This is a genomic window from Pseudomonas sp. KU43P, assembly GCF_033095865.1.
In the GTDB taxonomy this organism is placed as follows: Bacteria; Pseudomonadota; Gammaproteobacteria; order Pseudomonadales; family Pseudomonadaceae; genus Aquipseudomonas.
Genome location: NZ_AP019365.1, coordinates 3,632,058 through 3,656,306, shown reverse-complemented (window position 1 = coordinate 3,656,306; position 24,249 = coordinate 3,632,058). Strand labels below are relative to the sequence as shown.

Sequence of the window (24,249 nt, the reverse complement as noted above, 5' to 3'; positions counted from 1 at the left end):
GCCAAAGACCCGCCTAGGCGGGCCTTCTGGTCATCGACTCAGTGCAGATGTACTTTAAGTTCGGTGCCCGCTTGCCTCATCGCTGCCTTTACCGCCGGCACCTGACTCAACGGGTTGAGCAACCCATAGTCATGAATCATCCCGTTGTACCGCACCGAGGTCACGGTCACACCAGCTGCATCCAACTTGCGCGCATACGCCTCACCTTCATCCCGCAACACATCGAACTCCGCCGTTTGCACCAGCGCTGGCGGCAACCCCTCAAGCTGCTCGCTGCTGGCCCGCAGTGGCGAGGCGTAGATCTGTTCGCGTGCCTTGGTATCCAGGGTGTAGTTGTCCCAGAACCACTTCATCATCCCGGTGGTCAGGAAGTGCCCTTCGGCAAACTGCTTGTACGACTCGGTCTCGAAACTGGCATCGGTCACCGGCCACAGCAGTAACTGGAACTTCAGCTTTGGCGTACCGGCTTGCTTGGCTTTGAGGGCGACCACCGCCGCCATGTTGCCGCCGACGCTGTTGCCGGCCACGGCCAGGCGCTTGCCGTCCACGCCGATTTCCTTGCCGTGCTCGGCTACCCAGCGGGTGGCGGCGTAGGCTTGGTTGATCGCGGTGGGGTACTGGGCCTCCGGCGAAGGGGTGTAGTCCACATAGACGGCCACCGCACCGGAGCCGACCACCAGGTCGCGGATGAGCCGCTGGTGGGTCGGGAAATCGCCCAGTACCCAGCCACCGCCGTGGAAGAACATGAACACCGGCAGCTCACCTTTGACATTGGCCGGACGCACGATCTGCAGCTTGATCGACTCGCCGTTGGCTTGAATGGAGCGCGCTTGGACTTCGATGCCGGAGAGGTCGACCTTGACCGAGCGTTGGGCACCGGTCAGCACGGCGCGGGCGTCTTTCGGGCTGAGCTGTTCCAGCGGCTTGCCGCCACCGTGTTCCAGGGCTTCGAGGAAGGCCTGGGTATGCTGCTCGACGCCAGGGCTGCCGGCAGCGAAGGCATTGGAGACGGACAGGGCGAGGAGGCTGGCGGTGAGGGTCTTGTGGACAATGTTCATGAGCGAATCCTTTTCTATGCAGGGGTTGAGGTGGGCGTCTTGCCTGGCCTTCAGGGCCATCGTTGCGACCTGTGCGTAGAGTAGGGAGCTGCACTGATGAGAAAAAGCCGCTATAAAGCGTTTGACTGTCACCAAGAGCGAGACAATGAACCCTTACGAAGACATGCGCATCTTTGCCCAGGTGATGGAGGCGGGCAGTTTCACCGCCGCCGCCGACCGCCTGGGCATGTCCAAGCAGTCGGTCAGCCGGCGCCTGATGCAACTAGAGGAGCGGCTGGGCGTGCGCCTGCTCAACCGCTCCACCCGGCGCCTGGACGCCACGCCGCTGGGCCAGCACTACTACCAGTCGGCTTTGCGCCTGCTGGGCGAAGTGCAGCAGGTGGAGCACGACATCAGCGGCCAGGCCCAGGCGTTGCGTGGCACCTTGCGCCTGAGTGCGCCGCTGTCGTTCGCCATGGCGCACCTGGGCTGCCTGCTGACCGAGTTTCTGCAATTGCACCCGCAGGTGGATGTGGAGGTGGACCTCAGTGACCGCACCGTGGACCTGATCGGGGAGGGGCATGACCTGGCCTTGCGCATCGGGGCGCTGGAGGATTCGAGCCTGATTGCGCGGCGCATCGCCAGTGTCGAGCGGGTGTATTGTGCGAGCCCTGGATATCTTCAAACGCGCGGTGTGCCGAAGCGGCCCGAGCAACTGGCCGGGCATGACTGCCTGCCTTACGGGCATTCACGGCAGGTGCAGTGGCAGTTCGTTCGCGCTGGAAAGGCGCAGGCCATTGCCGTGACTGGGCGGATGCGTGCCAACAATGGCGAGCTGCTCAGGGACGCGGCGATAGCCGGGATGGGGGTGACCTATCTGCCGACCTTCATCGTTGGCCAGGCATTGGCCGATGGGCGTCTGGTGACGGTGCTGGATGACTGGGCACCGGCGGCGTTGCAGTTGTCGGCGGTGTATCCGCAACATCGGCAGGTGGCGAGGCCGGTGCAAGGGTTTGTGGGTTTTTTGCGCGAGCGGTTGGCGGTGCTTTAGCTGTAAGACATGTCTGAACTTGAAACTAAATGCTTCAAAATTCGCTTGCTTGGGAATTATTCTACGCGCGCTGCTGAAGTTTCGCTGTTGTACGGGAAATCTCACAGGGATAACGTTTCCGGGTCGCCTTTAACCGGGTGGCCGGGTGTGAGAACCCGATCCCGATTCCAGTCTTCAGCAGCGCTATGGCAGCTGTGCGCGGGCAGGCTTTTGCCTGGCCGAGTTTTCCTGGATTCGCTCGGTTTCTCACCCCGCGTACCGCTGTCACCCACTATCCGTGAGAAAGATAGAAGAGGCAGTTTCCTGACATTTAAATCCGGGAGATTGCTATGAAGAAGATTGTTCCTGACCCGCCCCGCCCGAGAACCCCCAACACACCTTTCTTCACCGTCCAATACGACATGTACCCACCCGACGCCTTGGCTCACGTCAGTGAGTTGTTGTGTGGCGTCATCGAAACCATCGACGAACATTGTCGAGCCCGTGCTGGTGAACCTGGCCTGAACATGCTGGGCAATGCCACGCATGCCGGTGAGATCGCGTTTGCCTTGGTGGAGCATGTACATGCTCGGCTTTATGGCCAACAGGTGGGAGGATGACGGTATGGATGACGAACCCAAGATCCTTACTACCGTCGGTGTGGAGACGTTCCTCGATGTCGGCTTCCCGCCCATGGAGATATCGAGATGGCCAAGAACTGGGTGCATTGATCTCGGGGCCCTATCGCTGGCAAGCCAGCTCCCACAGGTAACCCACCGTTCTTGAATCCGGTGCTGTACCTGTGGGAGCCGGCGATAGGGCCAGTTCAGGCTATGCTTGCCCCATGAGCACACCTTCACCTCTACGCCAACCGTGCCCCCCTGGCGCCTGCGACTGCGGCCGAGAAAACCTGGCCGAGAGCCCGCCAGCGGCCCAACGCATCCTGCTGCTTACCCGGCAGGAAGAAAAACGCCTGGTCGAACGCCTTGAGAATTTGAAGGATCTGGAAGACCTGCAGCGCCTGCAGGTGCGGATGTTCGAGAACCTTGGCATTCGCGTGCGCATACAACCGGGGTTCAACGAAGTACGGACCATGCGCGGGATTGTCATCGAGCTTGATGCTCAGCCTGGGTTGTGCCGCAAGACCCGTCAATCGATTCCGGCGGCGATTCGGCGAGGGTTGGAGCGCAATCCTGAGGTCGCGTTTCGGTTGCTGGATGCGCATGACTTGCTGCGGGATGCGTGAGGGCTGGCGGGGGTTCGGCGGGCTTTTTTGGGTGGCGCTCGATCTCAACCCCACCGCAAGACTCAAATTGAGCCCCTAATTTTTCCGAATCTTCCTACGTCTACCTGAGAGCCTTCCCACGACAAGCGTGTACCGGCATCCCTCACTCAAGGAGACAGGCAATGACTTCCGTTTTCGACCGCGACGATATCCAGTTTCAGGTAGTGGTCAACCACGAAGAGCAATATTCCATCTGGCCCGACTACAAGGCGATCCCTAACGGCTGGCGCGCCGTGGGCAAGAGCGGTCTGAAGAAGGACTGCCTGGCCTACATCGATGAAGTCTGGACCGACATGCGCCCCTTGAGCCTGCGCCAGAAAATGGCCGAAGCCGCCGCCCAGTGACCCCCCTCAACCTGCTGTGCCTGCCGTATTCCGGTGCCAGCGCGATGGTCTACAGCCGCTGGCGGCGCAAGCTACCGGCCTGGCTGCAGGTGCGCCCGGTCGAGCTGCCCGGGCGCGGTGCGCGCATGGCCGAGCCGTTGCACACCGACCTGCAGGCCCTGGCCCGGCAACTGGCCGCCGAACAACGCCTGGCCACGGCCGCGCCCTATGCGCTGCTCGGCCACAGCCTGGGCGCGCTGCTGGCTTTCGAGCTGGCCCACGAGCTGCGCGCGTTGGGTTGTCCGCCACCGGTGGCGCTGTTCGCCTGCGGCACGGCGGCGCCAACCCGGCGTGAGGGCTATGACGGCAAAGACTGGCGCGAGCCGAAGAGCGATGAGGCGCTGAAAAGCGAGCTGCGCGCGCTCAATGGCACGCCGGAAGAAGTGCTGGCCAACGACGAACTGATGAGCCTGACCCTGCCCATCCTGCGCGCCGACTTCCTGCTCTGTGGCCGTTATGCCTATCGTAAGCGGCCCGCGTTGTCCTGCCCGCTGTATGTGATGGGCGCAGATGCTGACCGCGCCAGTGAGGCGCAACTGTTGGCCTGGAGGCAGGAAAGCTGCGGCCATTTCTCGTTGGAAATGTTCCCCGGTGGCCATTTCTTCATTCATGAACAGGAAGACGCAATCCTTGAGACATTGACCTTGCGCTTGCAATCCGCCCTTCAAGCAGCACCTCGGGTTTCTGTCATCTGACCAGGATTGCAGCGACATACGCGTGCGCGCCACACCGACTTAATGGCACCTCACTTGATCATGGCGAGGTACCTTCATGACGCTGCATCGCGCTGTTTCCCACCTTGGCTTGTTGAATGCTTCCTTGCCCCTGCCTGTTTGTTCCCCAAAAGGCTGTCGACTATTGGCCATGGGTAACGTGCTGTATTGCTTCTACTTGGGTGACGGCAATGAGGTGATGATGACCTCAAGGCTCGCGACGGGAAACTGGAGCGTCCCTGTCGATCTGAAGTTCCCGAGCCTTTCGGGTTTGCCAGCAGTCTATGGCTACAACGGACGCATTCATGTATTCACCAGTGCCGAAGCCATAAACCCGATCACCAGTACCAACGGGTCGAAAGTACTGCACTGGCAATCTGGCGAGGACATTCGGATTCATTTGGACATGAGCATGACTGTCTTTGGCTCCCCATCCGTAGCCGAGCTCAATGGCAAATTGTATCTATTCTGGCGAGAACCTGGGAACGGCGGGATACGGTGGGGCAACTCGACGACAGGAATTGACTGGCTCCGTCAGGGGCATGTCCATCCGGAGGGGCAGAACCGACTGGCACGCTCGCTCTGGGACCCAGTCGTTTGTACCTACCAGCGGCTCCTGCATGTTTTCTACCAGAGTGCACAGGGCTTGTCGTTGATCAGGTTCGACGGTGACAGCGGCTGGAGCCGTGGGCAACTACTGCTCGACAAACCCTACCACTGCATGCCTGCCGTGTTTGTGCATGATGGCCTGCTGACGCTGGCATACGCCAACTTGGAATCCGCTGATCCAACCTTGTCGGTGACCGCGCCAACCGAGCAAAGCATGGGCGATCTGCACGACGGAGACGTCGAGGGCACGCTAGACCTCTATCGTTATGACGGCAATGTGTTGGGTCGGGTCGACCGGAGCATTGGCATGGTGGTCAAAGGCGTCCCCGCCGCGGCAGTGGTGGATGGCGAACTGAACCTCATCTTCCCATCGGTCTGAGTCGATCAGGCCTTTGAAAGCAGGAGTGGGTCATGCCAGTCAATTTTCGCATTCGATGGGGCGCCGGGCTTTTGCTGCGCTCGCTCAGCGACACCGAATTCAATGCCGAACTTGAGCGCCTTTTTCGTGAGTTGTTTCAACTGCTGACCACAGCCCCAACCGATGCGCCTCATTCGGCGGCCTATGTCAGCTATCACATCTCCAGCGAGTTCATGCGCAGCAGCAACTGGGGTGAACAGGCAGATGCAGCACATGGCCTGACGACACTGTTGCAGCGTCTGTACAACGAGCCGGGCATCATTGCCGGCCTTCAGTCGGCAAGTCGTGAGCAGAGCCTGGCGGTGTTGCTGCGGGTGTACAACATCCATCACGCATTGATCATGTCCGGGCTGCGCAGCGACCATGGGCCGCAGAGGCTTGATCCCAGCGATGCATTGCGCCTGTTGCGAATTGCAGTCACCGCTGCCTGGGGGCCTTGGCGTGCGAGCATCGAACTGCGGGGAAGCATTACCCGTTACCACCGGGCACGGCTGCACGACCCAGGCACCGGTGTACAAGCGATAATCGGCTGGCAGCGCGGAAGAAACCCGCCTGTTCAATTACGGGCGGCAACCTTCAACATGCAAGGTACCTCGGCAACGCAGACCGACAAGTTCCGCGTTCATTTGCTACATCGAATTCGCCAGCACCATGTGATCGCGCTGCAGGAAGCGGGCGAGCCGCCAACCTCTGCCCGGCATGAGGCACAGCTCAGCGTGAGTGACCAGTTTGGTGGTGCTCATGAAGTCAATCGCTGGCGCTGGGAGGTCGGGACGTCCGGTCGCCCGGAGAACTACATGCTGTATTACGTGGAGGTCGGCAGGCAACGCGTGCGCGTGGCGATGATGGTGAACAGCGATGTGAGCGTGACGGGCGTGACGGTAGTCGCCGACGGTGCCCAGTCACCCTCGGGGCTGCTGTCGCCAAGGCCGGTGCTGGGGCTGCGCATTCGCTTGCCAGGGCTGCGTACCGATATGACCGTTTACAGTTTTCATGCCATTTCAGGCGGAGGCCCGAACAGCCCGAGAGTGCTGCGTGAATTGGTCTGGCACACGGCTACACCGTTCATCTTGCTGGGCGACTTCAACCGTGACCCTCGTGAGCCAACACCTGACCATCCCGACAGCAGGAACTGGATTACGCCACAGGGTATTGCCCAGCTAGTGTTGGCCCAGGGCCCAACCCACCCGAGCAATCGACCGGTGTACATGCTCAACTATTCGCTCACCTCTGACCTGGCGCAGCCGCCTGAGCCGGGACAAGTGCTGGATCTGATGGACTCGGACCATCGCATGGTGTCATTCAACTTCATGCTCTCTGACTGATTGACGGCGTGCCCTGCCTGCGAGAGCCTTAGGCTTTTCAGGCAGGGTAGAGCATGTTGATCGATCACCAAAAGGCCACGCTGCTGGCCGTCGACATTCAGGAAAAACTCATCGGCGCCATGAGCGACCCCGAAGGTACCCGTGCACGCGCACGCTGGTTGCTGGCGGCTTGCGCCGACCTGGAATTGCCGACGGTGATTTCCGAGCAGTACCCCAAAGGCCTGGGGCACACGCTGCCTGAACTGCTCGCGGTCGTACCGAGCGCCGAGGTGGTGGAGAAAACCCATTTTTCCTGCGTGGCGGCCCAGTGCCTGCCCGACAGCCTGCTGGCGCGCGAACAGGTGATCGTCTGCGGCATGGAAACCCATGTGTGTGTACTGCAAACCGTGCTCGGCCTGCTGGGCCTGGGCAAGCAGGTGTTCGTGGTCGAGGACGCTTGCGACAGCCGTACCCCGGCCAACAAGGCCGCAGGACTGGCGCGCATGGCCCAGGCGGGCGCGCAGTTGGTGACCCGTGAAATGGTCCTGTTCGAACTGCTGGGCAATGCCAGCCATCCCCAGTTCCGCCACATCAGCAAGACCTACATGGTCGGTGAGCAGCCCTGAACGCTCGTCTCCTCACCGCTGGCCTGATGGCCCTGGCGCTGCTGCAAGGGTGCGTAGGGCGGCGCGAAGAAGAAGTGGAAGCCGACCCTGCGAAAGTGCATGCCCAGCTGTTGCGACTGCTGCCGGCCCAGTCCAAGGACCGCGAAGGCTGGGCCAGGGATATCCAGCAGGCGTTCGAGGCCCAGCGCATCGCACCGAGCAAAAGCAACCTGTGCGCGGTGCTGGCGGTCACGGAGCAGGAGTCGACCTTCAACGCCGACCCGCAGGTGCCCAACCTGGGCCGCATCGCCCGCGCGGAAATCGACCGCCGCGCCGCTGGGATGCATGTGCCGCGGCTGTTGGTCGACGGCGCGCTGAACACTACTTCAGGCAACGGCCAGACCTACCAGCAGCGCTTGCTCGCGGTACGCAGCGAGAAACAGCTGAGCGCGCTGTATGACGAAGTCACCGCCCGCTTGCCGCTGGGCAAGATCCTGCTCGGTGGGCTCAACCCGGTGCATACGGGTGGGCCGATGCAAGTCAGCGTCGAGTTCGCCGAGCAACATGCCAACGACTATCCCTACACCTATGAAGGCACGATTCGCCAGGAAGTGTTCACTCGCCGAGGTGGCATGTACTTCGGCATCGCTCACTTGTTGGGTTATCCCGCCTCCTATGAGCGTCAGCTCTACCGTTTCGCCGATTTCAACGCTGGCTGGTACGCCAGCCGCAACGCCGCGTTTCAGGCGGCGTTGAGCAAGGTGACGGGGATCAAGCTGGCGCTCGATGGCGACCTGATCGCGCCGGGCTCGATCATGCCCGGCAGCACCGAGCAGGCGGCGCGCAAGCTGGGGGTGAAGCTGGGGCTGCGCAATACGCAGATCCGCAACCAGCTGGAACTGGGTGACCGCCTGGCGTTCGAGGACAGCAAGCTGTACAGCGGGGTGTTCGCCCTGGCCGATGCGGCGGCGGGCAAGGCGGTGCCGCGGGCGGTGTTGCCGGGGATCGAGCTGAAGAGCCCGAAGATTACTCGCAAGCTCACTACCGCCTGGTTTGCCGGGCGGGTGGATGAGCGTTATCAGCGGTGCATGAAGCGCTAGGTATGTCTGTAGCGGCCCAATCGCCGGCAAGCCGACTCCCACAGGTACTGCGCAATCCTTGAAAGCGGCGGTGTGCTTGTGGGAACCGGCTTGTTGGCGATTGGGCCAGTGTAGCCAGCATCAACCCTCGCTCAATGCTCCAACCACTTGATCGACACTGGCCTTGAGCCCGGTCACGGCATCCTCCGGATCACTCTCCACCACCAGCAGCTTCGCCCCGCTGGCCTTGATCACCTCGGCCACCGCCGCCTCCGGCTGCCGATGGTCCAGCACCAGCGCAACATCCTGCTCCTTCAGGTTGTCGCCCAACGCCTTGAGCGCGGCCTCATCCCACTTGCCATCGGCCGGCAACGGCTGTTCCACCACATCCAGGTTCAGCCCGCTGGCCAGATATCCCAGACGCTCGGACAAGCTCACCACAGACAGGTTGTCGACCTGTGCCAGCTGCGTCTGGCTGTCGGCCGTCAGCGCCAGCAACTGACGCTTGAGCCCCGCCAGGTTGCCCTGAATTTTGACCTTTTCGGCCGGCGCCAGGCGCTCCAGATCATTGGCCAGCACATCGGCCATGCGCCCCAAGTTGGTCGGGTTCAACCAGGGGTACGCACTGTAGGCATCGTCGCCGGTCACCGCGATGCCCGGCAACGCACCGTCCACCGGGCGCGCGGCGTCGATTTCGACGATGCGGATGTTGCTGCGCCTGGCCATCGGGTACAGCGGGTCATCGCGCCAGATCGAACGCACGCCGATCACCGCGTCGGCCTGCTGCGCGGCCTTGGCCAGGCTGGCGCCACCACGGCTGCTGAAATACGCAGGCTGGCGGCTGGCCGGCAGGTTGGCCGGGGCGGCGCGGGTGAGCGCTATCGACGTGCCGGCGAGCAAGGCCGTGGCCAGGCTGTGGGTGACAGGTAGGGTGGTCAGCACTTGCGTGGCAGCGGCCAACGAGGGCAGGCCGGCCAAGGCCAGGGCCAGGGTCAGTCGTTTCAGGTTCATGCCGGGTTTCCTTGCAGGCGGGGAACGAGGGCGCGGGCCAGGGCGGCGAGGGCGAAGCAGATGCCCGCCACCAGGATGATTGCGGCGCCGGACGGCACCGGCAGGTCGAACATGATAGGCAGCAGGATGCCCAGCAATGTGCTCAGGGTGGCGATCAGTACCGAGATGAAGAAAAACCCCTTGAGCGACTGGCTGACCAGGCGCGCGGCTGCCGCCGGAATCACCAGCAGGGCCCCCACCAGGATGGCGCCGATCACTTTCACCGAGGCCACGGTGACCAATGTCACCAGCACCACGAACAGATAATCCAGGGTTTTCACCGCCACGCCACGTACCGCCGCCAGTTGCGGGTTGAAGCTGGCCAGCATGATGCGGTTGTACAGCGGCAAGGCCAGCGCCAGCACCAGCACCGCGACGATGCCCAGCACCACCAGATCCTGGCCGCTGACGGTCAGCACCGAGCCGAACAGTACGTTCTCCAGGATATGCACGTTGATCTTGCCGGCCAGCATCAGCAGCAGGCTGGCACCCAGCGCCAGCGACACCGAAAGGAACACGCCGATCAGCGTGTCCGGCGACAGCCCGGTGCGGTTGCGCAGGAAGTTGAGCAGGATGCCGAACAGCAGGCAGTAGCCGAACAGGCTGCCGTAGGGGCCGGTGTAGGGTTCGCCGAGTAGGATGCCGATGGCAACGCCGGTGAGCGCGGCATGGCCCACGGCTTCGGAGAAGAAGGCAAAGCGTTTGACCACCACCAGGGTGCCGAGGCCGCCCAGCACCGGGCCGATCATCAGCCCGGCGAGCAGTGCGTTGATCACGAAACCGTAGGCCAGCGCCCCCGGCAGGTAGCCAGCGCCGGCCCATGCCTGGACCAGTTGGCGGAATGCTTCATAACTCATCAGGCGAGGCTCTCGCTGCGCGGGTTGACGGAGAACAGGCCGAGCAGGCGCTCGGGGGTGAGGGCCTGGGCGGGCGGGGCGTCGAACAGCACCTGGCGGTTCAGCCCGGTAACCCGGTCGGCCAGGCGCAGCACGGCCTCCAGGTCATGCTCGATCCACAGCACGGTGGTGCCGGCCTGGCGCCAGCCGTGCAGCAGTTGTTCGAACACCTGGATGCCGGCCTCGTCGAGCGCCGACATGGGCTCATCGAGCACCAGCAGTTGCGGCTCGGGAATCAACCCCTGGGCCAGCAGCACACGCTGGCGCTCGCCGCCGGACAGGGCGCCCATGCGCCGCTTGCGCTTGTCGAGCATGCCTACCCGCGCCAATGCCGCGTCGATCGCCGGCTTCACGCGGCGTGACAGGCCAAGGAAGGCCGGGCGCCGTTGGCACATGGCGGCCATGAAGTCGTCCACGGTCATCGGCAGGCCCCGGTCGAATTCCAGTGCCTGGGGCACGTAGCCGACGACCTGGTGTTCAGCGGGCCAGTGCAGGGTCAGTTGGCCCTGATGGGGCATCTGCCCGAGCAGGGTCTTGATCAGCGAACTCTTGCCGCCGCCATTGGGCCCGACGATGGCGTGCACGCTGCCCGGCGCGACGCTAAAGCTCACCTGATCGAGGATACGCGTGCGGCCCAGGGTCAGGCCGATGTCGGCAAATGCGATGCGCGGGCCGCCGGCCGTGGCGAGGTGGGCGGCGGCAGTCATGCGCGGTTCTCCTGGATGGCGCGCACGACCGTGTCGAGGTTGCGCTTCATCTCCACTTCGTACTTGTCCTTGGTGTATTCGCCGTAGGAAATGTGCGTCAGCGGGTACAAGCGCACGCCGGATTCGCGCTGGATGGTTTCGACATAGGCCGACGGGAAGTCCATCTCCGAGAAGATCACCTTGACGTCCAGTGCCTTGAGCTGGTCGATGGTTTTCTTCAGTTGCGCCGGGCTCGGCTCGATGCCGTGGGCCGGCTCCACCACGGCGGTCACCTCCAGGCCGAAGTCGCGTACCAGGTAGTCATAGGCGGCGTGGATGGTGGCCACGCGGAAGGTGGCATCGGGGGCTTCGGTGACCTTGGCCAGAGCCTCGGCGCGCAGGGTGCGCAGGCGCTTGGCGTAGGCGCGGGCGTTTTGCGTATAGAACTTGGCGTTGGCCGGGTCGAGCTTGCCCAGCTCGCGGGCGATGTTGTTGACCTGGGCGATGGTGGTGCTGATCGACAAGAACGTGTGCGGGTTGACCACCTTGCCCGCACCCCGGGCGGCGATGCCGGTGGCCGCCAGCAGCGGCACGTTCTGGTTGGCTTCGATGGTGGCGATGCCAGGTTTTTCGCTGGCGGCGATCATGCGGTCGGCGAAGTCGTCATGGCCGACGCCGTTGAGCACCACCACGTCCAGGGTGCCGATGCGCTTGATGTCTTCGGCGCGGGGTTCGTAGGCATGGGGGTTGAAGCCTGCGGGAATCAGCGGCACCACCTCGGCCTTGTCGCCGACGATGTTGCTCACGTAGCTGTAGTAAGGGTGCAGGGTGATGCCGATTCGCAGCGGTTTGCCGGTGTCGGCCAGGGCCAGCACGGGGAAGGCGCAGGCCAGCAGCAGGGCGAGGGCGGAGCGGAGCATGGTGGGAATCCTTGGGTTCAGTGACGGTGTTCGCGGGTGACCCCGGCGTCGTAATGGCTGACCACCTGTTGCCAGCCCGCGGCGATCAGTGCGGTTTGGCCGAGGTCGTCCGGGGCCACCGCGGCGCTGTCGCGACGCAGCCAGACATCCGCCTCGCCGCTGCTCTCGCTGGGGAGGATCAGCAGGAAGCTGCCGGCCACCTGCGGCGCCTGGCTACGGCCCAGGTAGGCGCCGATCGGCAACCATGACCATTCATGGCCACCGCGGCTCTGGCTGCCGGCATCCACCACGAAGGGCGGCAGGCCTTCCTCGGCCAGCATCTGCACATCGGGCACGGCGGCCGTTTCTTCACGCACCAGCTGGATTTCGTCGAACGCCACCCGCAGGTCGGTGTAGATGCCCTGTTCGGCGGGCGTCAGGTCGCGGCGGGCGTCGATCTGGTGGCTGGCGATGGACTGCTGGTCTTCGCGTTCACCCCGCAGCAAGACCACCGTGGCGGCAACGGCGAGGATCAGCAGGCTGGCCAGCAGCACATAGAGGGTTTCGTGCCCGGCACCGGCGGGGCGTACCACCTGGGTACGGCTCAAGGTTGGATTGCTCATGGTTGCGCGATGTCGGCGTAGTCGACTTCCACCACGTGCCCAGGGCCGGCATCGAACAGCACGTAGAACTCACCGTCGGGGCGCTTGAAGGTCAGGGTCGAGTCCTGGCCTAGTTTGCCGCCGACCAGCACTTGCTCGTCGTAGCCGATCACGTCCAGGGTCACCCCAGGCGCGCCGCTGCCATCGGAAAAGCCACCGGTGCACTTGACCTGGCCGCCCGCGACTTCTTCGCACTCGCACATCGGGTTGTGGGCCAGGGCCGGGCCTGCGGCCAGGGCCAGCAGTGACAGGGCGAGGGTGCGCATCAGGTACTTCATTTCTTGCCTCCTTGTTGTTCAAGCCAGGCCACGGTGGCGGGCGATGCCTTGGCCAGCGGCACCGACGCCTGGTGCAGGCTGCCGTCCCAGCCTTCAACGGTGATCCACACCTCGGCATCGGCCCGGGTGCGCGGCGGTATCGGCAGGTTGGTGCCCATGCGGTACGGGGCGCCGAAGAAGATGGTGCCGGCGGCGCGCAGGCTGCGCGGCTTGCCGATGCGCAGGTAGACGGCCTTCACATCGTTGACGCAGGCCTTGCACAGGGCGGCGTTGAAGGCCTTGAAGTGGCCTGCCGGGCCGTCGGCGCGGGGGGCTTCGTTACGCAGTTCGGCGAGGTCGAGGCGGTAGGGGCCGACTTGGATGTCGCTGATCACGTTCACGCCCAGGCCGGCGTCACCGCGAAACAGCTTGGCGTCGGCGAAATATTTGGGCATGAAGCCCAGAGGGATGAGGATCAGCAGGATGTTGAGGTGAAAGCGCCATTTCAGCCACCACTGTTTCACCGAGCTGGCGGGCAGGGTCTGGGCCTGGCTCATGGGTGGATCTCCACGGTAGTTTCGTTGCGGGCCTGGCGCGGTGCGCGCTCGCTGCGCTTGAGGGCGGCGGCGGTGGCCTGGGCGGTGCGTTTGGTCCAGATCAGCAAGCCGCTGAACACCATCAAGGTCAGCACCAGGCCGAAGAAGAACCAGATCAGCTTGACCGGCAGGCCACCGAAGTCGCCGGTGTGCAGCGGGCGCATGGACTCGGTGACGAACTCCAGAGCAGAGCGGTCGCTGATCACGAACTGGCTGTCGACCTTGCGGGTATAGGGGTTGACGTTGGCGCTTTGGAACATCAGCGGATACCAGCCGGGCCCGCTCAGGGTGATATGGCTGTAGGCAGTGGCCGGCAGCATGACGGCGTTGATGTCCAGCCCCGGCACCGCCAGGCCGGCCAGGCGCGCGGCTTCATCAACGTCGATGCGCGGTGCCGGGCTGCCGTCCGCGGTTTGCGGGACGTCCTCGCGGGCGATGACCGGTACCACCGGCTCGCTGGAGATGGAAATCTGGTTGTCGAACAGGATGGCCTGGATCAGGAACCAGGTGCCGGTGATGGAAATCACCGCGATGAACCAGATCGACCACACCCCGGCCAGGCGGTGCAGGTCGCCCCAGAAGATGCGTGAGCCATGGTGGGTGCGTACCGGTTTGAAGAAGCCCTTCCAAAACTTCTTGTACACCACCAGGCCGGTCACCAACGACGCCAGCATCGGCAGGCCGAGCAACGACACCAGATACCAACCCCAGCTGAAGCCATTGGTGAACGGCACCAGCCACCAACCGTGCAAGGCGCGGGTGAACGCTTCGAAGTTGAAGTCCGGGACCTTGCCCTGGATCGCACCGTTGTAGGGGTTCACATAGAGCGTGGGGCTGCTGCCGTCCGGGTAGGTAACACCGGCATTGATGGCGAAATGCGAACCGTCGGGCTGGCGCAACGTGCGCACCACCATGTCCGGTTCGGCCTTGTGCAGGGCGTCGAGCACTTGCTGGAAGCTCAGGCGCTCGGCGTTGTCGTCAGGCTTGCTGGCCCGCACATCGGGGTTGGCCAGCCAGACGATTTCCTGGCTGACCACCGCGAGCATGCCGGTGAAGCAGACGATCAGGACGAAGAACCAGATCGGCAGGGCGAGCCAGCTGTGCACCAGGAACCATAGCCTGGACTTGGATTTTTTCGGAGATTTGGCCATCAGTCGTCTTCTGGAAAATGGGGTCGAGCACAGGCCCAACCAGTGGGGCTGCATATCTAAAGGACGAATGAGAATCAAAAACCCGCCAATTCAAGTGCAAGCAAATGTTTCAGAGGGCAGAAAGCCGGCAAGGCGCAGGGCACCTTGCCGGTTTTTCGAAGGCGGCTCAGGCGCTGGTCAGGGCGACCGCCGCGGGCAGGGAACCGTGCTTGTGCGCCAGGTCGTGATAGAGCGCCTGGCCGATCTCGGCTGCACGGGAGGGCAGCACCGACAGCAAGGTATCGCTCAGGCCATGGCTGTTCTCGCAGAACCCTTGCAGGTACACCGAGGCTTGCAGCTCGGGGCTGGCCAGTACCCGGTAGTTGCGGTCGACGGTGAAGTCTTTCAGGTAGCCTTCCAGCGGCGCCAGCAGGTCGCGGTGCGAGCGACGCTCGTAGCCGGTGGCCAGAATCACGGCGTCGTAACGGTGAGTCTGCTGCTGGCCGGTGGCCAGGTCGCGCAAGGTCAGCTCGATGCCTTCGCGGGTCGCCACCACGGCCTCCACCTGGCGGCGGCAGAGCACGTTGTGGCGGAACTGGTGGGCGACCTTCTGGCGGTAGAGGATGCCGTAGATGCGCTCGATCAGGTCGAGGTCGACCACCGAATAGTTGGTGTTGTGGTATTCGCCCAGCAGTTTGGCGCGCTGGTCGGCGGGCTCGTTGTAGACCAGATCGGTGTAGTCGGGCGAAAAGATCTCGTTGACGAACGGGCTGTCGTCGGCCGGCTTGAGCGCCGAACCACGCAGCACCATGTCGACTTTCACCGACGGGTAGCTGTCGTTGAGGTCGATGAAGGCTTCGGCGGCGCTCTGGCCAGAGCCGATCACGGCGATGCGCATCGGCTTGCCCTCGGTGCAGGGCAGCTTGTTCAGGCTGCTCAGGTACTGGGAGTGGTGGAACACCCGCGGGTCGTCCTTGAAGGCGCCGAATTTTTCCGGGATTTTCGGCGTGCCGCCGGTGCCGACCACCACCGAGCGGGTGCGGCGGCTGAATTCGCGGCCCTGGCAATCGCGCGACACCAGGCGCAGGTGCTCCACCCGGCCAGCTTTCACTTCAGGCTCGATGCGCAGCACCTGCTCGCCGTATACGGCCTGGGTGGCGAAGTGCTCGGCGGCCCAGCGCAGGTAGTCGTTGTACTCCAGGCGGCAGGGGTAGAAGGTGCCGAGGTTGATGAAGTCGGCCAGGCGCTGCTTCTGGTGCAGGTAGTTGACGAAGCTGTAGGGGCTGGTGGGGTTGCGCAGCGAGACCAGGTCCTTGAGGAAGGAAATCTGCAACTCGCTCTGGGTGGCCAGGGTTTCACCGTGCCAGCGGTATTCCTGCTGCTTGTCGATGAACAGCGCGTCGAGGGCATGGCCCTGGGTTTGCGCAAGTTCTTCCAGGGCGATGGCCAGGGCCAAGTTGGAAGGGCCGAAGCCCACGCCGATCAGATCTTTGATGGTTTCCGGGTTCGAGGACTGGCTCATGGCTGCGATTCCATAATGGTCGAATGTGGACGCTCGCCGGGGCTCCGGCTCCTGCGTAGGTACATGGGTTGATACGAGCCAGGGGGAGGGGAATTTACTGGCCGGCCGTGTACCGCCTGGCCGCGAGTGCTAAAGGTCTGCGTTAGGCGGCCGATAGGGAAGTCGACGCAAGGACCCATTTCAACGCAGGGACAAACACATGGTAGGTATCGCAGCGGTAACCATCAGCAACGCAGCCGCAGCCACCGCAGCGGTGAGCAGCGAAGTGGACAAGGCCGAAGAAAGCCAGGGCAGCTCCGTTCAGGCCGACACCTCGAAACTGCGCGGCAGCGGCCAGGCGCAAGGTGCACAGGGCAGCGAAGAGAGCAGCGAGCCCGCGCACATCAAGCAGTTGCGCGAGATGATCAAGAAACTGCAGAAGCAGCTGGCCGAGGAGCAGAAGCAACTGGCTGTGCTGATGGCGCAGAAAATGGATGAAACATCCAAGATGACAGCCGTAACTGCCAAGCAAGCGAGCATCGCTACGCTCAATGGCGAGATTCTGCAGGCCACCGCGCAATTGCTCGAAGCCTTGCAAAAGACCGGCGGCAGCAGTGCCGGCGGGATGGTCAGCACACAGGCCTAGGCCTCGGGCGCGAGGCCCTATCGCCGGCAAGCCGGCTCCCAGCGAAAACTGTGGTGTACCTGTGGGAGCCGGCTTGCCGGCGATGGGGCGCCCTGGCACTCCCACAGCGCAACCCCGTCTTACTCGGTGGCCAACCGGGTCTTGTTCTGCCGGTCCGACTTGTACTGCATCGCCACCGCCGGTGCTGGCTTGGTCGCGCCGGTTTCCAGCCACTGACGCATCCGGCTGGCATCGGCGAAGTGGGTGTACTTGCCGAAAGCGTCGAGGATCACCATGGCCACCGGGCGGTCGTCCATGCGGGTCAACAGTACCAGGCAATGGCCCGCTTCATTGGTGAAGCCGGTCTTGGTCAGCTTGATGTCCCAGTTGCTCTTGTTCACCAAGTGGTCGGTATTGCGAAAGCCCAGCGTGTAGTTGGGCTTGCGGAAGGCCACGGTCTTTTCACGGGTGGTCGACAGCTCACTCAACAACGGATACTTGCGCGACGCCATCAGCAGTTTGCCGAGGTCACGTGCGGTGGACACGTTCTGCGTCGACAGGCCGGTTGGTTCGATGTAGCGGGTGTGGCTCATGCCCAGGCTGCGGGCCTTGGCATTCATGGCCTTGATGAAGGCCGGGTAGCCCCCTGGGTAGTGGTTGGCCAGGGTTGTGGCGGCACGGTTTTCCGACGACATCAGGGTAATGAGCAGTGTTTCGCGGCGGTTCAGCTCGCTGCCCAGGCGAACCCGTGAGTAGACGCCTTTCATGTCCGGGTTGTTGGCGATGGTCATGGTGAGCATCTCATCCATGGGCTGCTTGGCATCCAGCACCACCATCGCCGTCATCAGCTTGGTGACCGAGGCAATGGGTACCACGCGGTCGGCGTGGCTCGAATACAGTTCCTGGTTGGTATTCAGGTCGATCAGCAGGGCGCTGCCGGAAGCCAGGTGCAGTTTGCTGGGGTCGCGTTGAACCTGGGCTGGGGGTTGTGCAGCAGCGGTCGACGGAAGGGTCGCGGTACCTGTGAGCAACAGCAGCAGGCTGAGGATGGACAGGGATGTTTTCACGTTGAGGCTCACTAAAAGTTGGTATGTCGTTGGCTGTGCAAGGGTTTTCCCCCAAAAAACGCTCGCATTCTGGAGTATGGCTCAGCGGCTGTCGATTGCTCGTTGAGCCAGCCCATGGAAATGAAAAAAGCTTCATGCTGTAACGGTTATCCCGCCTCCGTTCGTCGGTTTGTGCGGGGCAAAAAAAAGACCCGCCAGGAGCGGGTCAGAAGAGGCGTAGGGAGCAACGCACAACAAATTCGTTCAAGCCAGCAGGCAATCGGCTTGCAGCTGTTCGGCCAACGCCTGGGCCGAGGCCCGGGTGGCCAGCGGGCCGCTCACGGGTTCGCCGTTAAGAACCAGGTACCAGCAAGCCAGCAGGCCTTGCTCACGCAGTGTAGTCGGGACGGCGCTGCCGATAACGGACATGATCTGAATAGTGGCCATGGGGACCTCCTGTAAAACATGGCCCTACCTTACGCAGCAGCCTTCGCGGTTTGAAATCAACTTGCTCAATAGTGCTCATCAGGATTTTCTACGTTCACCAGCGCGGTGGGCCGTAATACACCGGCGGCGGGCCGTAGGTGCGGTACACCGGTGGCGGTGGCGCCGGGACGTAGTAGGGCTGGTAGTACACCGGCTGCGGCGGGGGTGCCTGTACATACACCGGTGGCGGCCCGTAATAGGCTGGCTGCTGTTGTACATAAACCGTACGGTCGCGGCCGCCGTACACCGTCGCTCCGACCACCGCCCCGACAACCGCAGCACCGAGCAGCGGGCCTGGGCCATACCAGCCCCCACCGCCACCGTGGGCGGAGGCTTGCCCGCTGGTGGCCAGGGCACCGACCAGCAGGGCGATTCCGGGGATAAGGCGGTTCATGTGACGTCCTCGCAAGTAACCCCACGCTTGGGGCCCTATTACTATGACTCTGGCTTCTGTCAGGTGAGCACAGGGGAACGGTAAAGGTTGTGTAAGGGACGACCAGCGGTTGTCTCTGTTACGCTGAACAAACGTTTCAGTTATGAAAAAGGAGCAGGTTATGGCGACAACTCCCAGCAGAGACACCGTGCTGTGCATTTCCCTGGCCGGGCGGCCCGGTACCTTTGGCGTACGTTTTCATAACCACCTCTACCAACAGCTTGGGCTGAACTACTACTACAAGGCGATGACCACCGACGACCTGCCGGCCGCCGTGGCGGGCATCCGTGCCCTGGGCATTCGTGGCTGCGGCGTGTCGATGCCGTACAAGGAGGCCTGCATGGCCCTGGTCGACGAGATCGACCCGTCCGCGGCCGCTATCGAGTCGGTGAACACGCTGGTCAACACCGCTGGCTATCTGAAGGCCTACAACACCGACTACCTGGCCGTGCGGCAACTGCTCGAACAGCATCAGGTCGACCCGGCCACGGCGTTTGCCTTGCGTGGTAGTGGCGGCATGGCCAAGGCAGTGGCCAGTGCCCTGCGTGACGCGGGGTTTGACGAAGGCGTGATCGTGGCGCGCAACGAGCAGGCGGGGCGGCAGCTGGCGGATGTGTGCGGTTACCGCTGGGTGGCCGAACTGGGCGACCTGTGCCCGCCGATGCTGGTGAACGTGACGCCCATCGGCATGGCGGGCGGGCCGGAGGCTGACCGGCTGGCGTTCAGCGAGAACGCCATAGCCGCGGCCGAGCGCGTGTTCGATGTGGTGGCGATGCCGGCGCAGACACCACTGATTCGGCGTGCACAGGCGCTGGGCAAGCCGGTGATTACCGGGTTGGAAGTAATTGCCCTGCAGGCGCTGGAGCAGTTCGTGCTGTACACCGGAGTGCGGCCGACCGCGGAGCAGGTTGATGCGGCAGTGGCGTATGCACGGGATGTCTAGTTGCCTGTAGGAGCCCTATCGCTGACACCCCGCGGTAGGAGCCGGCGTGCCGACGATAGGGCCCTTGAGGGCGATCAGAAGGCTCGATGCCCCTTGTCCAGCTGCTGATCCACCAAGGCACGCCCATGGGCCAGCGACACATGCTGGGCATTCTCAAGGTCGGAGAAAAACTTCATCGGCATCGAAATGCGCTTGCTGGTATGCCCTTCAGGGTCGGTGATCAGGCAGCCGGCGGCATAGGGCAGGGGGGAGTCGGGATGGGGCATCACGCTGGCGGTGATGGTGTGGTCGCGGTATTCACAGTGAAGAGATTGCATCGTCCTTACCTCGCTGTGGCATATGAAGCGGTTACCTTCATATACCACAGCGAGTGGCCGGGAGTTCCCGGCCCGACGAGCGCGACCCGATAGGCGTCAGCCTTTGAGCTCGGCTGGCTGGATCACTTCGACCCAGTAGCCGTCCGGGTCCTTGATGAAGGCCAGGTGGTTCATGCGGCCATCGGCCAGGCGCTTCTGGAACGGCACATCCAGCGCTTCGAAGCGGGCACAGGCGGCGCGCACGTCCGGCACCGAGATGCAGATGTGGCCAAAGCCGCGTGGGTCGGTGTTGCCGTTGTGGTAGGCGAACTCGGGGTCGTTTTCGGTGCCGTGGTTGTGGGTCAGCTCCAGAACGCCCGGGATCGACTTCATCCACTGGTGGCGTGCGGCGTCGTCAGCCGGGATCTGCGCCGGGTCGACCAGGGCCAGGAAGTACAGGCTGAAGGCCGCTTCGGGGAAGTCACGCTTGTCGACCAGGCAAAAGCCCAGCACACGGGTGTAGAAGTCCAGCGATTTCTCGATGTCCTTGACCCGCAGCATGGTGTGGTTGAAGACGAACTGGGCGGTGGCGGCGTCAGGTTGGGCAGTAACGCCCGGCAGGGAGTGCAGATCGTGCAGGCTCATGGGTACTCCAGAGACGGGGCTGGCTGCGTGGCCAGCGAAACAGACAGGGGGCCATGATACGGCAGTGAAGCGATTGCGCAAATGAAAGCGCCCTGCACGAGGCAGGGCGCTGGAATAGAGGCCCGCATGTGCGGGCGCGTGATGGGGTCGCTAGTCCTTTAGCTGTTTCGATACTGATCCAGCCGTTGTGAAAAAAGTGTGAAGTGGGTGTTGACATTTCATCAGCGAACCCAGCTTTCCACCGTCGCCGCACCGTACTGTTCTTTCCAGGCCTTGAGGCCGCGGTGGTTGCCGCCTTTGGTCTCGATCAGCTCGCCCGTATGAGGGTTTTCGTACACTTTCACCACGCGCGGTCGGCGTGTCTGTTTTGGCGCACTGGCCGTGCTGCGGGTCACAGCCTTTGGATCAAGGATGGCGATGATATCGCGCAGACTTTTGTCATAGCTTTTCATCAGGCCGACTAGTTTCTGCTCGAATTCGATTTCGCGTTTGAGGCCGGCATCCTTTTTCAGCGCCTCCAGTTGCGCCATTTGTTCCTGGAGCGCTTTTTCGGCAGCACGAAACTCTGCAAGTCTGGACACTGTAATCACTCCTGTACGTCTTCCGTGGCAGGGCGTGACGAACATTGAAGAGAAATAACGCCGGCCACGCGGGTGGGTCATACTGTTCGCTGATATCGAGTGTAGACACTTGCGACCGGTCGGTAAACTGCAAACTTTTTCAAGTAATGCGGGAACTTTGCTAGTTTTTCGAACGGTAAATTCGCTGTCATTTCCAGGTGCTGGGGCGAGGCAGTAGACCATGGTCCAATGGCCTGCGATAGAGCACTTGCGCGATCATTTCAGATGATGGCCAAGGATTGTTTGGTCGTCTCGCATCCGTGCCACCGAGTGCGCATCGGATTTGTTTTTCTGCCTTTTGTTCTGGATGTTCCCTCGCATGTTTGCCCCTTTTCCTCTCGCCCCCGGGCGCCGTGTTGCCGGCCTGTTGCTGTTGTGTGCCGGTGCTCAGGCCCAGGCTGCCGGTTTCCTTGAAGACAGTACTGCCAAGGTCGAAGCGCGCACTGTCTATTTCAACCGGGATTTTCGTGACGGCCACAGCAGCGCCAGTCAGGGCGCGTCCAAGCGCGAAGAAGCGGCGCAAGGTTTCATTCTGAATTTCCAGTCGGGTTATACCCAGGGCCCGATCGGTTTCGGCGTCGACGCCTTGGGCATGTTCGGTTTCAAACTCGACTCTAGCCCGGCCGACAGTAACAGCGGCTTGTTGCCTTCTTCCGGTCACGATCCGCGGCACTCCGAGAACCAGTACGCGAAGATGGGCCTGGCGGCCAAGGCCAAGGTTTCCAATACGGTGTTCAAGTACGGCTCGATGATGCCGGATGTGCCATTGTTGAAATACAACGATGGCCGTCTGCTGCCGACCCTGTTCCATGGCGCCATGCTGACGTCCGAAGAGGTGAAGGACCTCAAGTTCACCCTGGCCCGGTTCAACCAATACACGGCGCGTGACTCCACCGACCGCCAGGATGTTCGCGTGCACTGCAAGAACAAGCGTTATGCCTGCGATATCGAAGCGGATCACGTTGACCTGGCGGGCCTGGACTATCGCTTCAACGACCGCTTCAGTGCCCAGTACCAGGTGTCCAGGCTGGAAAACATCTACCGCCAGCACTTCCTCGGTTTCGTCGCCAGCCAGCCCCTTGCGGTCGGCAGCCTGTCGGCCGACCTGCGCCTGATCAAGAGTGATGACATCGGCAACGCCCATGCCGGCGAGATCGATCACCGCGCCTTCAGCGGCATGCTCGGCTACAGCCTGGGCGGTCACAAGATCAGCGCCGGCTGGCAGCGCATGTATGGCGAAAGCGCCATGCCGTACCTCGATGGCACCAACCCGTACCTGGTCAACTATGCGCAGGTCAATGACTTCGCCGCCGCCCAGGAGCGCTCCTGGCAACTGCGCTACGACTACGACTTCAAGGCGCTCGGCGTGCCTGGCCTGACCTTCTTCACCCGTTACATCAACGGCGACCATATCAAGGTCCCGGGCAGTAACGACGAGGGCAAGGAATGGGAACGCGACACCGAGTTCAAGTACCAGGTCCAGAGCGGCACCTTCAAGGATGTCAGCGTCCGCCTGCGTAACTCCACCTATCGCAGCAACTACGTGAAGTGGGCGCGGGACATGGACGAAACCCGGGTCATCGTCAGTTACACCTTCTCGATCTTCTAGGGCGCTTTGCCAAACCCCGGCGGCCGGCCGACAATGGCCGCTGGTTCCTCTTTGCGGGCAAGGCAATGAAAGAGCTGCTGCTGATCGGCATCGGCCCCGGCGACCCACGCCAGGTCACCTACGAGGCCGTGGAGGCGATGCGCCGTGCCACGGTGTTCTTCGTGCTCGACAAGGGCGCTGACAAGGACGCGCTGGTAGGGCTGCGCAAGGCCATCCTCGAACGTTACTGCCCCGAAGGTGGCTACCGCCTGGTGCAGGTCGCCGACCCGCGACGCGATGCCGAGGCCGTGGACTATGTGGAGGCCGTGCAGGACTGGCATCGCCAGCGCGCTGCCCTGTACGCCCGCCTGATCAGCGAGGAAATGGGCGCCGAGGATATCGGTGCCTTCTTGCTGTGGGGCGAGCCGAGTTTGTATGACAGCACCTTGCGCGTGCTGGATCTTGTTCGCGAACGGGGCGTTGCCCTGCGCCTGCAGGTAATTCCGGGTATCAGCAGCGTGCAGGCGTTGGCAGCGCGGCATCTGGTCCCGCTCAACCGTATCGGCGAGCCGCTGACCGTGCTGCCAGGGCGGCGCCTGATCGAGCAAGGGGTGATGGACAATGTGGTGGTGATGCTCGATGGGCAGTGTGCGTTCGCTGCGCTCGACGACCCCGGGCTGGTGATCTACTGGGGCGCTTACCTGGGCACCGAGGACGAGGTGCTGATTGCCGGGCCTTTGCAGGCGGTCAAGGCGCGCATTCTGGAGGTGCGGGAGGAGGCGAGGGCGCGCAAGGGGTGGGTCATGGATACCTACCTGTTGCGGCGGGAGCTTTAGGCAGGGCTGGCCTTATCGCCGGCAAGCCGGCTCCCACAGGTATTCCACTGGGCCCGAATACAGTGGGGCCCCTGTGGCAGCCGGCTTGCCGGCGATAAAGCCCACACCGCTCTCACGGCGTACCCAGAATCCCCACCACTTTTTCGCGTAACTGTTCGATGCTGAACGGCTTGCCGATCATGTGCATCCCTTCAGGCACGTTCAGGCTCTCGGCATAGCCGCTGGCAAATAGCACCGGCAGCAGTGGGCGCAGCGCACGGGCCTTGGCTGCCAGCTCTTCGCCGCGCATGTCGGGCAGGCCCACGTCGGTCATCAGCAGGGCCAAGGGCTGATCCGGGTCTTCGAGAATGCGCAGGGCACTCGTGGCGTTTTCCGCTTCGATGGCCTTGTAGCCCAACTCGTCGAGCACTTCGACCATCAGCATGCGTACGATGTCGTCGTCTTCGACTACCAGAAGTTGCATGGTTCGTTTCCTGTTGAAAAAGGCATGTCTCTATTCTGTTCGCCACGCGGTGACAGAAGTTCCCGAGGATACCGGCCATCACACTTCGATGGAACGATTCGCGCGCACAGCCTTCAAATACTGGCTAA

30 protein-coding genes are annotated in these 24,249 nt (G+C 62.8%); 13 read left to right on the top strand and 17 right to left on the bottom strand.

Annotation, left to right across the window (positions count from 1 at the left end; all coding sequences use genetic code 11):
• Window positions 1-38: 38 nt before the first annotated feature.
• The gene (locus KU43P_RS16630) at window positions 39-1,058 is read right to left on the bottom strand and encodes an alpha/beta hydrolase (RefSeq protein ID WP_317658463.1); all 1,020 of its coding nucleotides are present in this window, start codon (window positions 1,056-1,058) and stop codon (window positions 39-41) included.
• Between the two features lie 145 nt (window positions 1,059-1,203).
• Here KU43P_RS16630 and KU43P_RS16625 point away from each other — a divergent pair, with 145 nt between their 5' ends.
• The 9 genes from KU43P_RS16625 (at window position 1,204) to KU43P_RS16585 (ending at window position 8,484) form a co-directional block, all read left to right on the top strand.
• Window positions 1,204-2,088 (top strand): LysR family transcriptional regulator, encoded by an 885-nt coding sequence (locus KU43P_RS16625; RefSeq protein ID WP_317658461.1) that lies wholly within the window; start codon window positions 1,204-1,206, stop codon window positions 2,086-2,088.
• A 329-nt stretch (window positions 2,089-2,417) separates the two neighbouring features.
• A complete protein-coding gene (locus tag KU43P_RS16620; RefSeq protein WP_317658460.1) occupies window positions 2,418-2,687 on the top strand; it encodes a hypothetical protein in 270 nt (89 codons plus the stop codon).
• A 224-nt stretch (window positions 2,688-2,911) separates the two neighbouring features.
• Window positions 2,912-3,313, top strand: a complete 402-nt coding sequence (locus KU43P_RS16615; RefSeq protein ID WP_317658459.1) for a hypothetical protein — start codon at window positions 2,912-2,914, stop codon at window positions 3,311-3,313.
• Between the two features lie 161 nt (window positions 3,314-3,474).
• Window positions 3,475-3,696 (top strand): MbtH family protein, encoded by a 222-nt coding sequence (locus KU43P_RS16610; protein ID WP_003256222.1) that lies wholly within the window; start codon window positions 3,475-3,477, stop codon window positions 3,694-3,696.
• Window positions 3,693-4,430, top strand: coding sequence for a thioesterase II family protein (locus KU43P_RS16605; protein WP_317658458.1), 738 nt, complete (start codon window positions 3,693-3,695; stop codon window positions 4,428-4,430). Before KU43P_RS16610 ends, KU43P_RS16605 begins: the two co-directional genes overlap by 4 nt.
• Before the next feature lie 76 nt (window positions 4,431-4,506).
• Window positions 4,507-5,436 (top strand): hypothetical protein, encoded by a 930-nt coding sequence (locus tag KU43P_RS16600; RefSeq protein WP_317658457.1) that lies wholly within the window; start codon window positions 4,507-4,509, stop codon window positions 5,434-5,436.
• A 71-nt stretch (window positions 5,437-5,507) separates the two neighbouring features.
• Complete coding sequence (locus KU43P_RS16595) at window positions 5,508-6,800, top strand: endonuclease/exonuclease/phosphatase family protein (RefSeq protein ID WP_317658456.1); 1,293 nt, start codon at window positions 5,508-5,510, stop codon at window positions 6,798-6,800.
• Window positions 6,801-6,853: 53 nt separating this feature from the next.
• The gene (locus KU43P_RS16590; RefSeq protein WP_317658454.1) at window positions 6,854-7,405 is read left to right on the top strand and encodes a hydrolase; all 552 of its coding nucleotides are present in this window, start codon (window positions 6,854-6,856) and stop codon (window positions 7,403-7,405) included.
• Window positions 7,406-7,431: 26 nt separating this feature from the next.
• On the top strand, window positions 7,432-8,484 hold the full coding sequence (locus tag KU43P_RS16585; protein WP_317658453.1) for a DUF1615 domain-containing protein: 1,053 nt from the start codon (window positions 7,432-7,434) through the stop codon (window positions 8,482-8,484).
• Between the two features lie 120 nt (window positions 8,485-8,604).
• On the opposite strand, the gene KU43P_RS16580 is transcribed toward KU43P_RS16585, so the two are convergent.
• From KU43P_RS16580 to KU43P_RS16540, 9 genes are all read right to left on the bottom strand, one after another.
• Window positions 8,605-9,474, bottom strand: a complete 870-nt coding sequence (locus KU43P_RS16580) for a metal ABC transporter solute-binding protein, Zn/Mn family (protein WP_317658452.1) — start codon at window positions 9,472-9,474, stop codon at window positions 8,605-8,607.
• Window positions 9,471-10,370, bottom strand: coding sequence for a metal ABC transporter permease (locus KU43P_RS16575; protein ID WP_317658451.1), 900 nt, complete (start codon window positions 10,368-10,370; stop codon window positions 9,471-9,473). Before KU43P_RS16575 ends, KU43P_RS16580 begins: the two co-directional genes overlap by 4 nt.
• The gene (locus KU43P_RS16570) at window positions 10,370-11,116 is read right to left on the bottom strand and encodes a metal ABC transporter ATP-binding protein (protein ID WP_317658449.1); all 747 of its coding nucleotides are present in this window, start codon (window positions 11,114-11,116) and stop codon (window positions 10,370-10,372) included. Before KU43P_RS16570 ends, KU43P_RS16575 begins: the two co-directional genes overlap by 1 nt.
• Window positions 11,113-12,015 (bottom strand): metal ABC transporter substrate-binding protein, encoded by a 903-nt coding sequence (locus tag KU43P_RS16565; RefSeq protein ID WP_317658448.1) that lies wholly within the window; start codon window positions 12,013-12,015, stop codon window positions 11,113-11,115. Before KU43P_RS16565 ends, KU43P_RS16570 begins: the two co-directional genes overlap by 4 nt.
• A 17-nt stretch (window positions 12,016-12,032) precedes the next feature.
• Window positions 12,033-12,602 (bottom strand): DUF6162 family protein, encoded by a 570-nt coding sequence (locus KU43P_RS16560; RefSeq protein WP_317663848.1) that lies wholly within the window; start codon window positions 12,600-12,602, stop codon window positions 12,033-12,035.
• A gap of 11 nt (window positions 12,603-12,613) precedes the next feature.
• Entirely contained in the window at window positions 12,614-12,934 is a 321-nt protein-coding gene (locus KU43P_RS16555; protein WP_317658447.1) for a hypothetical protein, read from the bottom strand.
• On the bottom strand, window positions 12,931-13,470 hold the full coding sequence (locus tag KU43P_RS16550) for a thiamine pyrophosphate-binding protein (RefSeq protein WP_317658446.1): 540 nt from the start codon (window positions 13,468-13,470) through the stop codon (window positions 12,931-12,933). Before KU43P_RS16550 ends, KU43P_RS16555 begins: the two co-directional genes overlap by 4 nt.
• Window positions 13,467-14,660 carry a PepSY-associated TM helix domain-containing protein gene (locus KU43P_RS16545; RefSeq protein WP_317658445.1) on the bottom strand — a complete coding sequence of 398 codons (1,194 nt, stop codon included), beginning with the start codon at window positions 14,658-14,660 and terminating at the stop codon, window positions 13,467-13,469. The genes KU43P_RS16550 and KU43P_RS16545 overlap by 4 nt, the downstream gene beginning before the upstream one ends.
• A gap of 166 nt (window positions 14,661-14,826) precedes the next feature.
• Entirely contained in the window at window positions 14,827-16,161 is a 1,335-nt protein-coding gene (locus KU43P_RS16540; RefSeq protein ID WP_317658444.1) for a lysine N(6)-hydroxylase/L-ornithine N(5)-oxygenase family protein, read from the bottom strand.
• Window positions 16,162-16,360: 199 nt separating this feature from the next.
• On the opposite strand from KU43P_RS16540, the gene KU43P_RS16535 reads away from it, so the two are divergent.
• Window positions 16,361-16,786: a hypothetical protein gene (locus tag KU43P_RS16535; RefSeq protein WP_317658443.1), complete on the top strand. Its 426-nt coding sequence runs from the start codon at window positions 16,361-16,363 to the stop codon at window positions 16,784-16,786.
• Between the two features lie 119 nt (window positions 16,787-16,905).
• Here KU43P_RS16535 and pbpG read toward each other — a convergent pair whose 3' ends face one another.
• The 3 genes from pbpG to KU43P_RS16520 all read right to left on the bottom strand — a co-directional run bounded on the left by pbpG (window position 16,906) and on the right by KU43P_RS16520 (window position 18,691).
• Entirely contained in the window at window positions 16,906-17,832 is a 927-nt protein-coding gene (pbpG, locus tag KU43P_RS16530) for a D-alanyl-D-alanine endopeptidase (RefSeq protein WP_317658442.1), read from the bottom strand.
• Between the two features lie 243 nt (window positions 17,833-18,075).
• Window positions 18,076-18,258 (bottom strand): hypothetical protein, encoded by a 183-nt coding sequence (locus KU43P_RS16525; RefSeq protein ID WP_317658441.1) that lies wholly within the window; start codon window positions 18,256-18,258, stop codon window positions 18,076-18,078.
• A gap of 94 nt (window positions 18,259-18,352) precedes the next feature.
• Window positions 18,353-18,691, bottom strand: coding sequence for a hypothetical protein (locus KU43P_RS16520; RefSeq protein WP_317658440.1), 339 nt, complete (start codon window positions 18,689-18,691; stop codon window positions 18,353-18,355).
• 160 nt (window positions 18,692-18,851) lie between these two features.
• Here KU43P_RS16520 and KU43P_RS16515 point away from each other — a divergent pair, with 160 nt between their 5' ends.
• Window positions 18,852-19,673 carry a shikimate 5-dehydrogenase gene (locus KU43P_RS16515; RefSeq protein WP_317658439.1) on the top strand — a complete coding sequence of 274 codons (822 nt, stop codon included), beginning with the start codon at window positions 18,852-18,854 and terminating at the stop codon, window positions 19,671-19,673.
• A 74-nt stretch (window positions 19,674-19,747) separates the two neighbouring features.
• Here KU43P_RS16515 and KU43P_RS16510 read toward each other — a convergent pair whose 3' ends face one another.
• The 3 genes from KU43P_RS16510 to KU43P_RS16500 form a co-directional block, all read right to left on the bottom strand.
• Window positions 19,748-19,990 (bottom strand): hypothetical protein, encoded by a 243-nt coding sequence (locus KU43P_RS16510; protein ID WP_317658438.1) that lies wholly within the window; start codon window positions 19,988-19,990, stop codon window positions 19,748-19,750.
• A gap of 96 nt (window positions 19,991-20,086) precedes the next feature.
• Window positions 20,087-20,614 (bottom strand): lactoylglutathione lyase, encoded by a 528-nt coding sequence (gene gloA, locus KU43P_RS16505; RefSeq protein WP_317658437.1) that lies wholly within the window; start codon window positions 20,612-20,614, stop codon window positions 20,087-20,089.
• A 221-nt stretch (window positions 20,615-20,835) separates the two neighbouring features.
• Window positions 20,836-21,195: a histone-like nucleoid-structuring protein, MvaT/MvaU family gene (locus KU43P_RS16500; RefSeq protein WP_317658436.1), complete on the bottom strand. Its 360-nt coding sequence runs from the start codon at window positions 21,193-21,195 to the stop codon at window positions 20,836-20,838.
• Window positions 21,196-21,553: 358 nt separating this feature from the next.
• On the opposite strand from KU43P_RS16500, the gene KU43P_RS16495 reads away from it, so the two are divergent.
• Window positions 21,554-22,843: an OprD family porin gene (locus KU43P_RS16495; protein ID WP_317658435.1), complete on the top strand. Its 1,290-nt coding sequence runs from the start codon at window positions 21,554-21,556 to the stop codon at window positions 22,841-22,843.
• Between the two features lie 65 nt (window positions 22,844-22,908).
• Complete coding sequence (gene cobF / locus KU43P_RS16490; RefSeq protein ID WP_317658434.1) at window positions 22,909-23,658, top strand: precorrin-6A synthase (deacetylating); 750 nt, start codon at window positions 22,909-22,911, stop codon at window positions 23,656-23,658.
• Between the two features lie 112 nt (window positions 23,659-23,770).
• On the opposite strand, the gene KU43P_RS16485 is transcribed toward cobF, so the two are convergent.
• Window positions 23,771-24,121: a response regulator gene (locus tag KU43P_RS16485; RefSeq protein WP_317658433.1), complete on the bottom strand. Its 351-nt coding sequence runs from the start codon at window positions 24,119-24,121 to the stop codon at window positions 23,771-23,773.
• Window positions 24,122-24,249 lie beyond the last annotated feature (128 nt).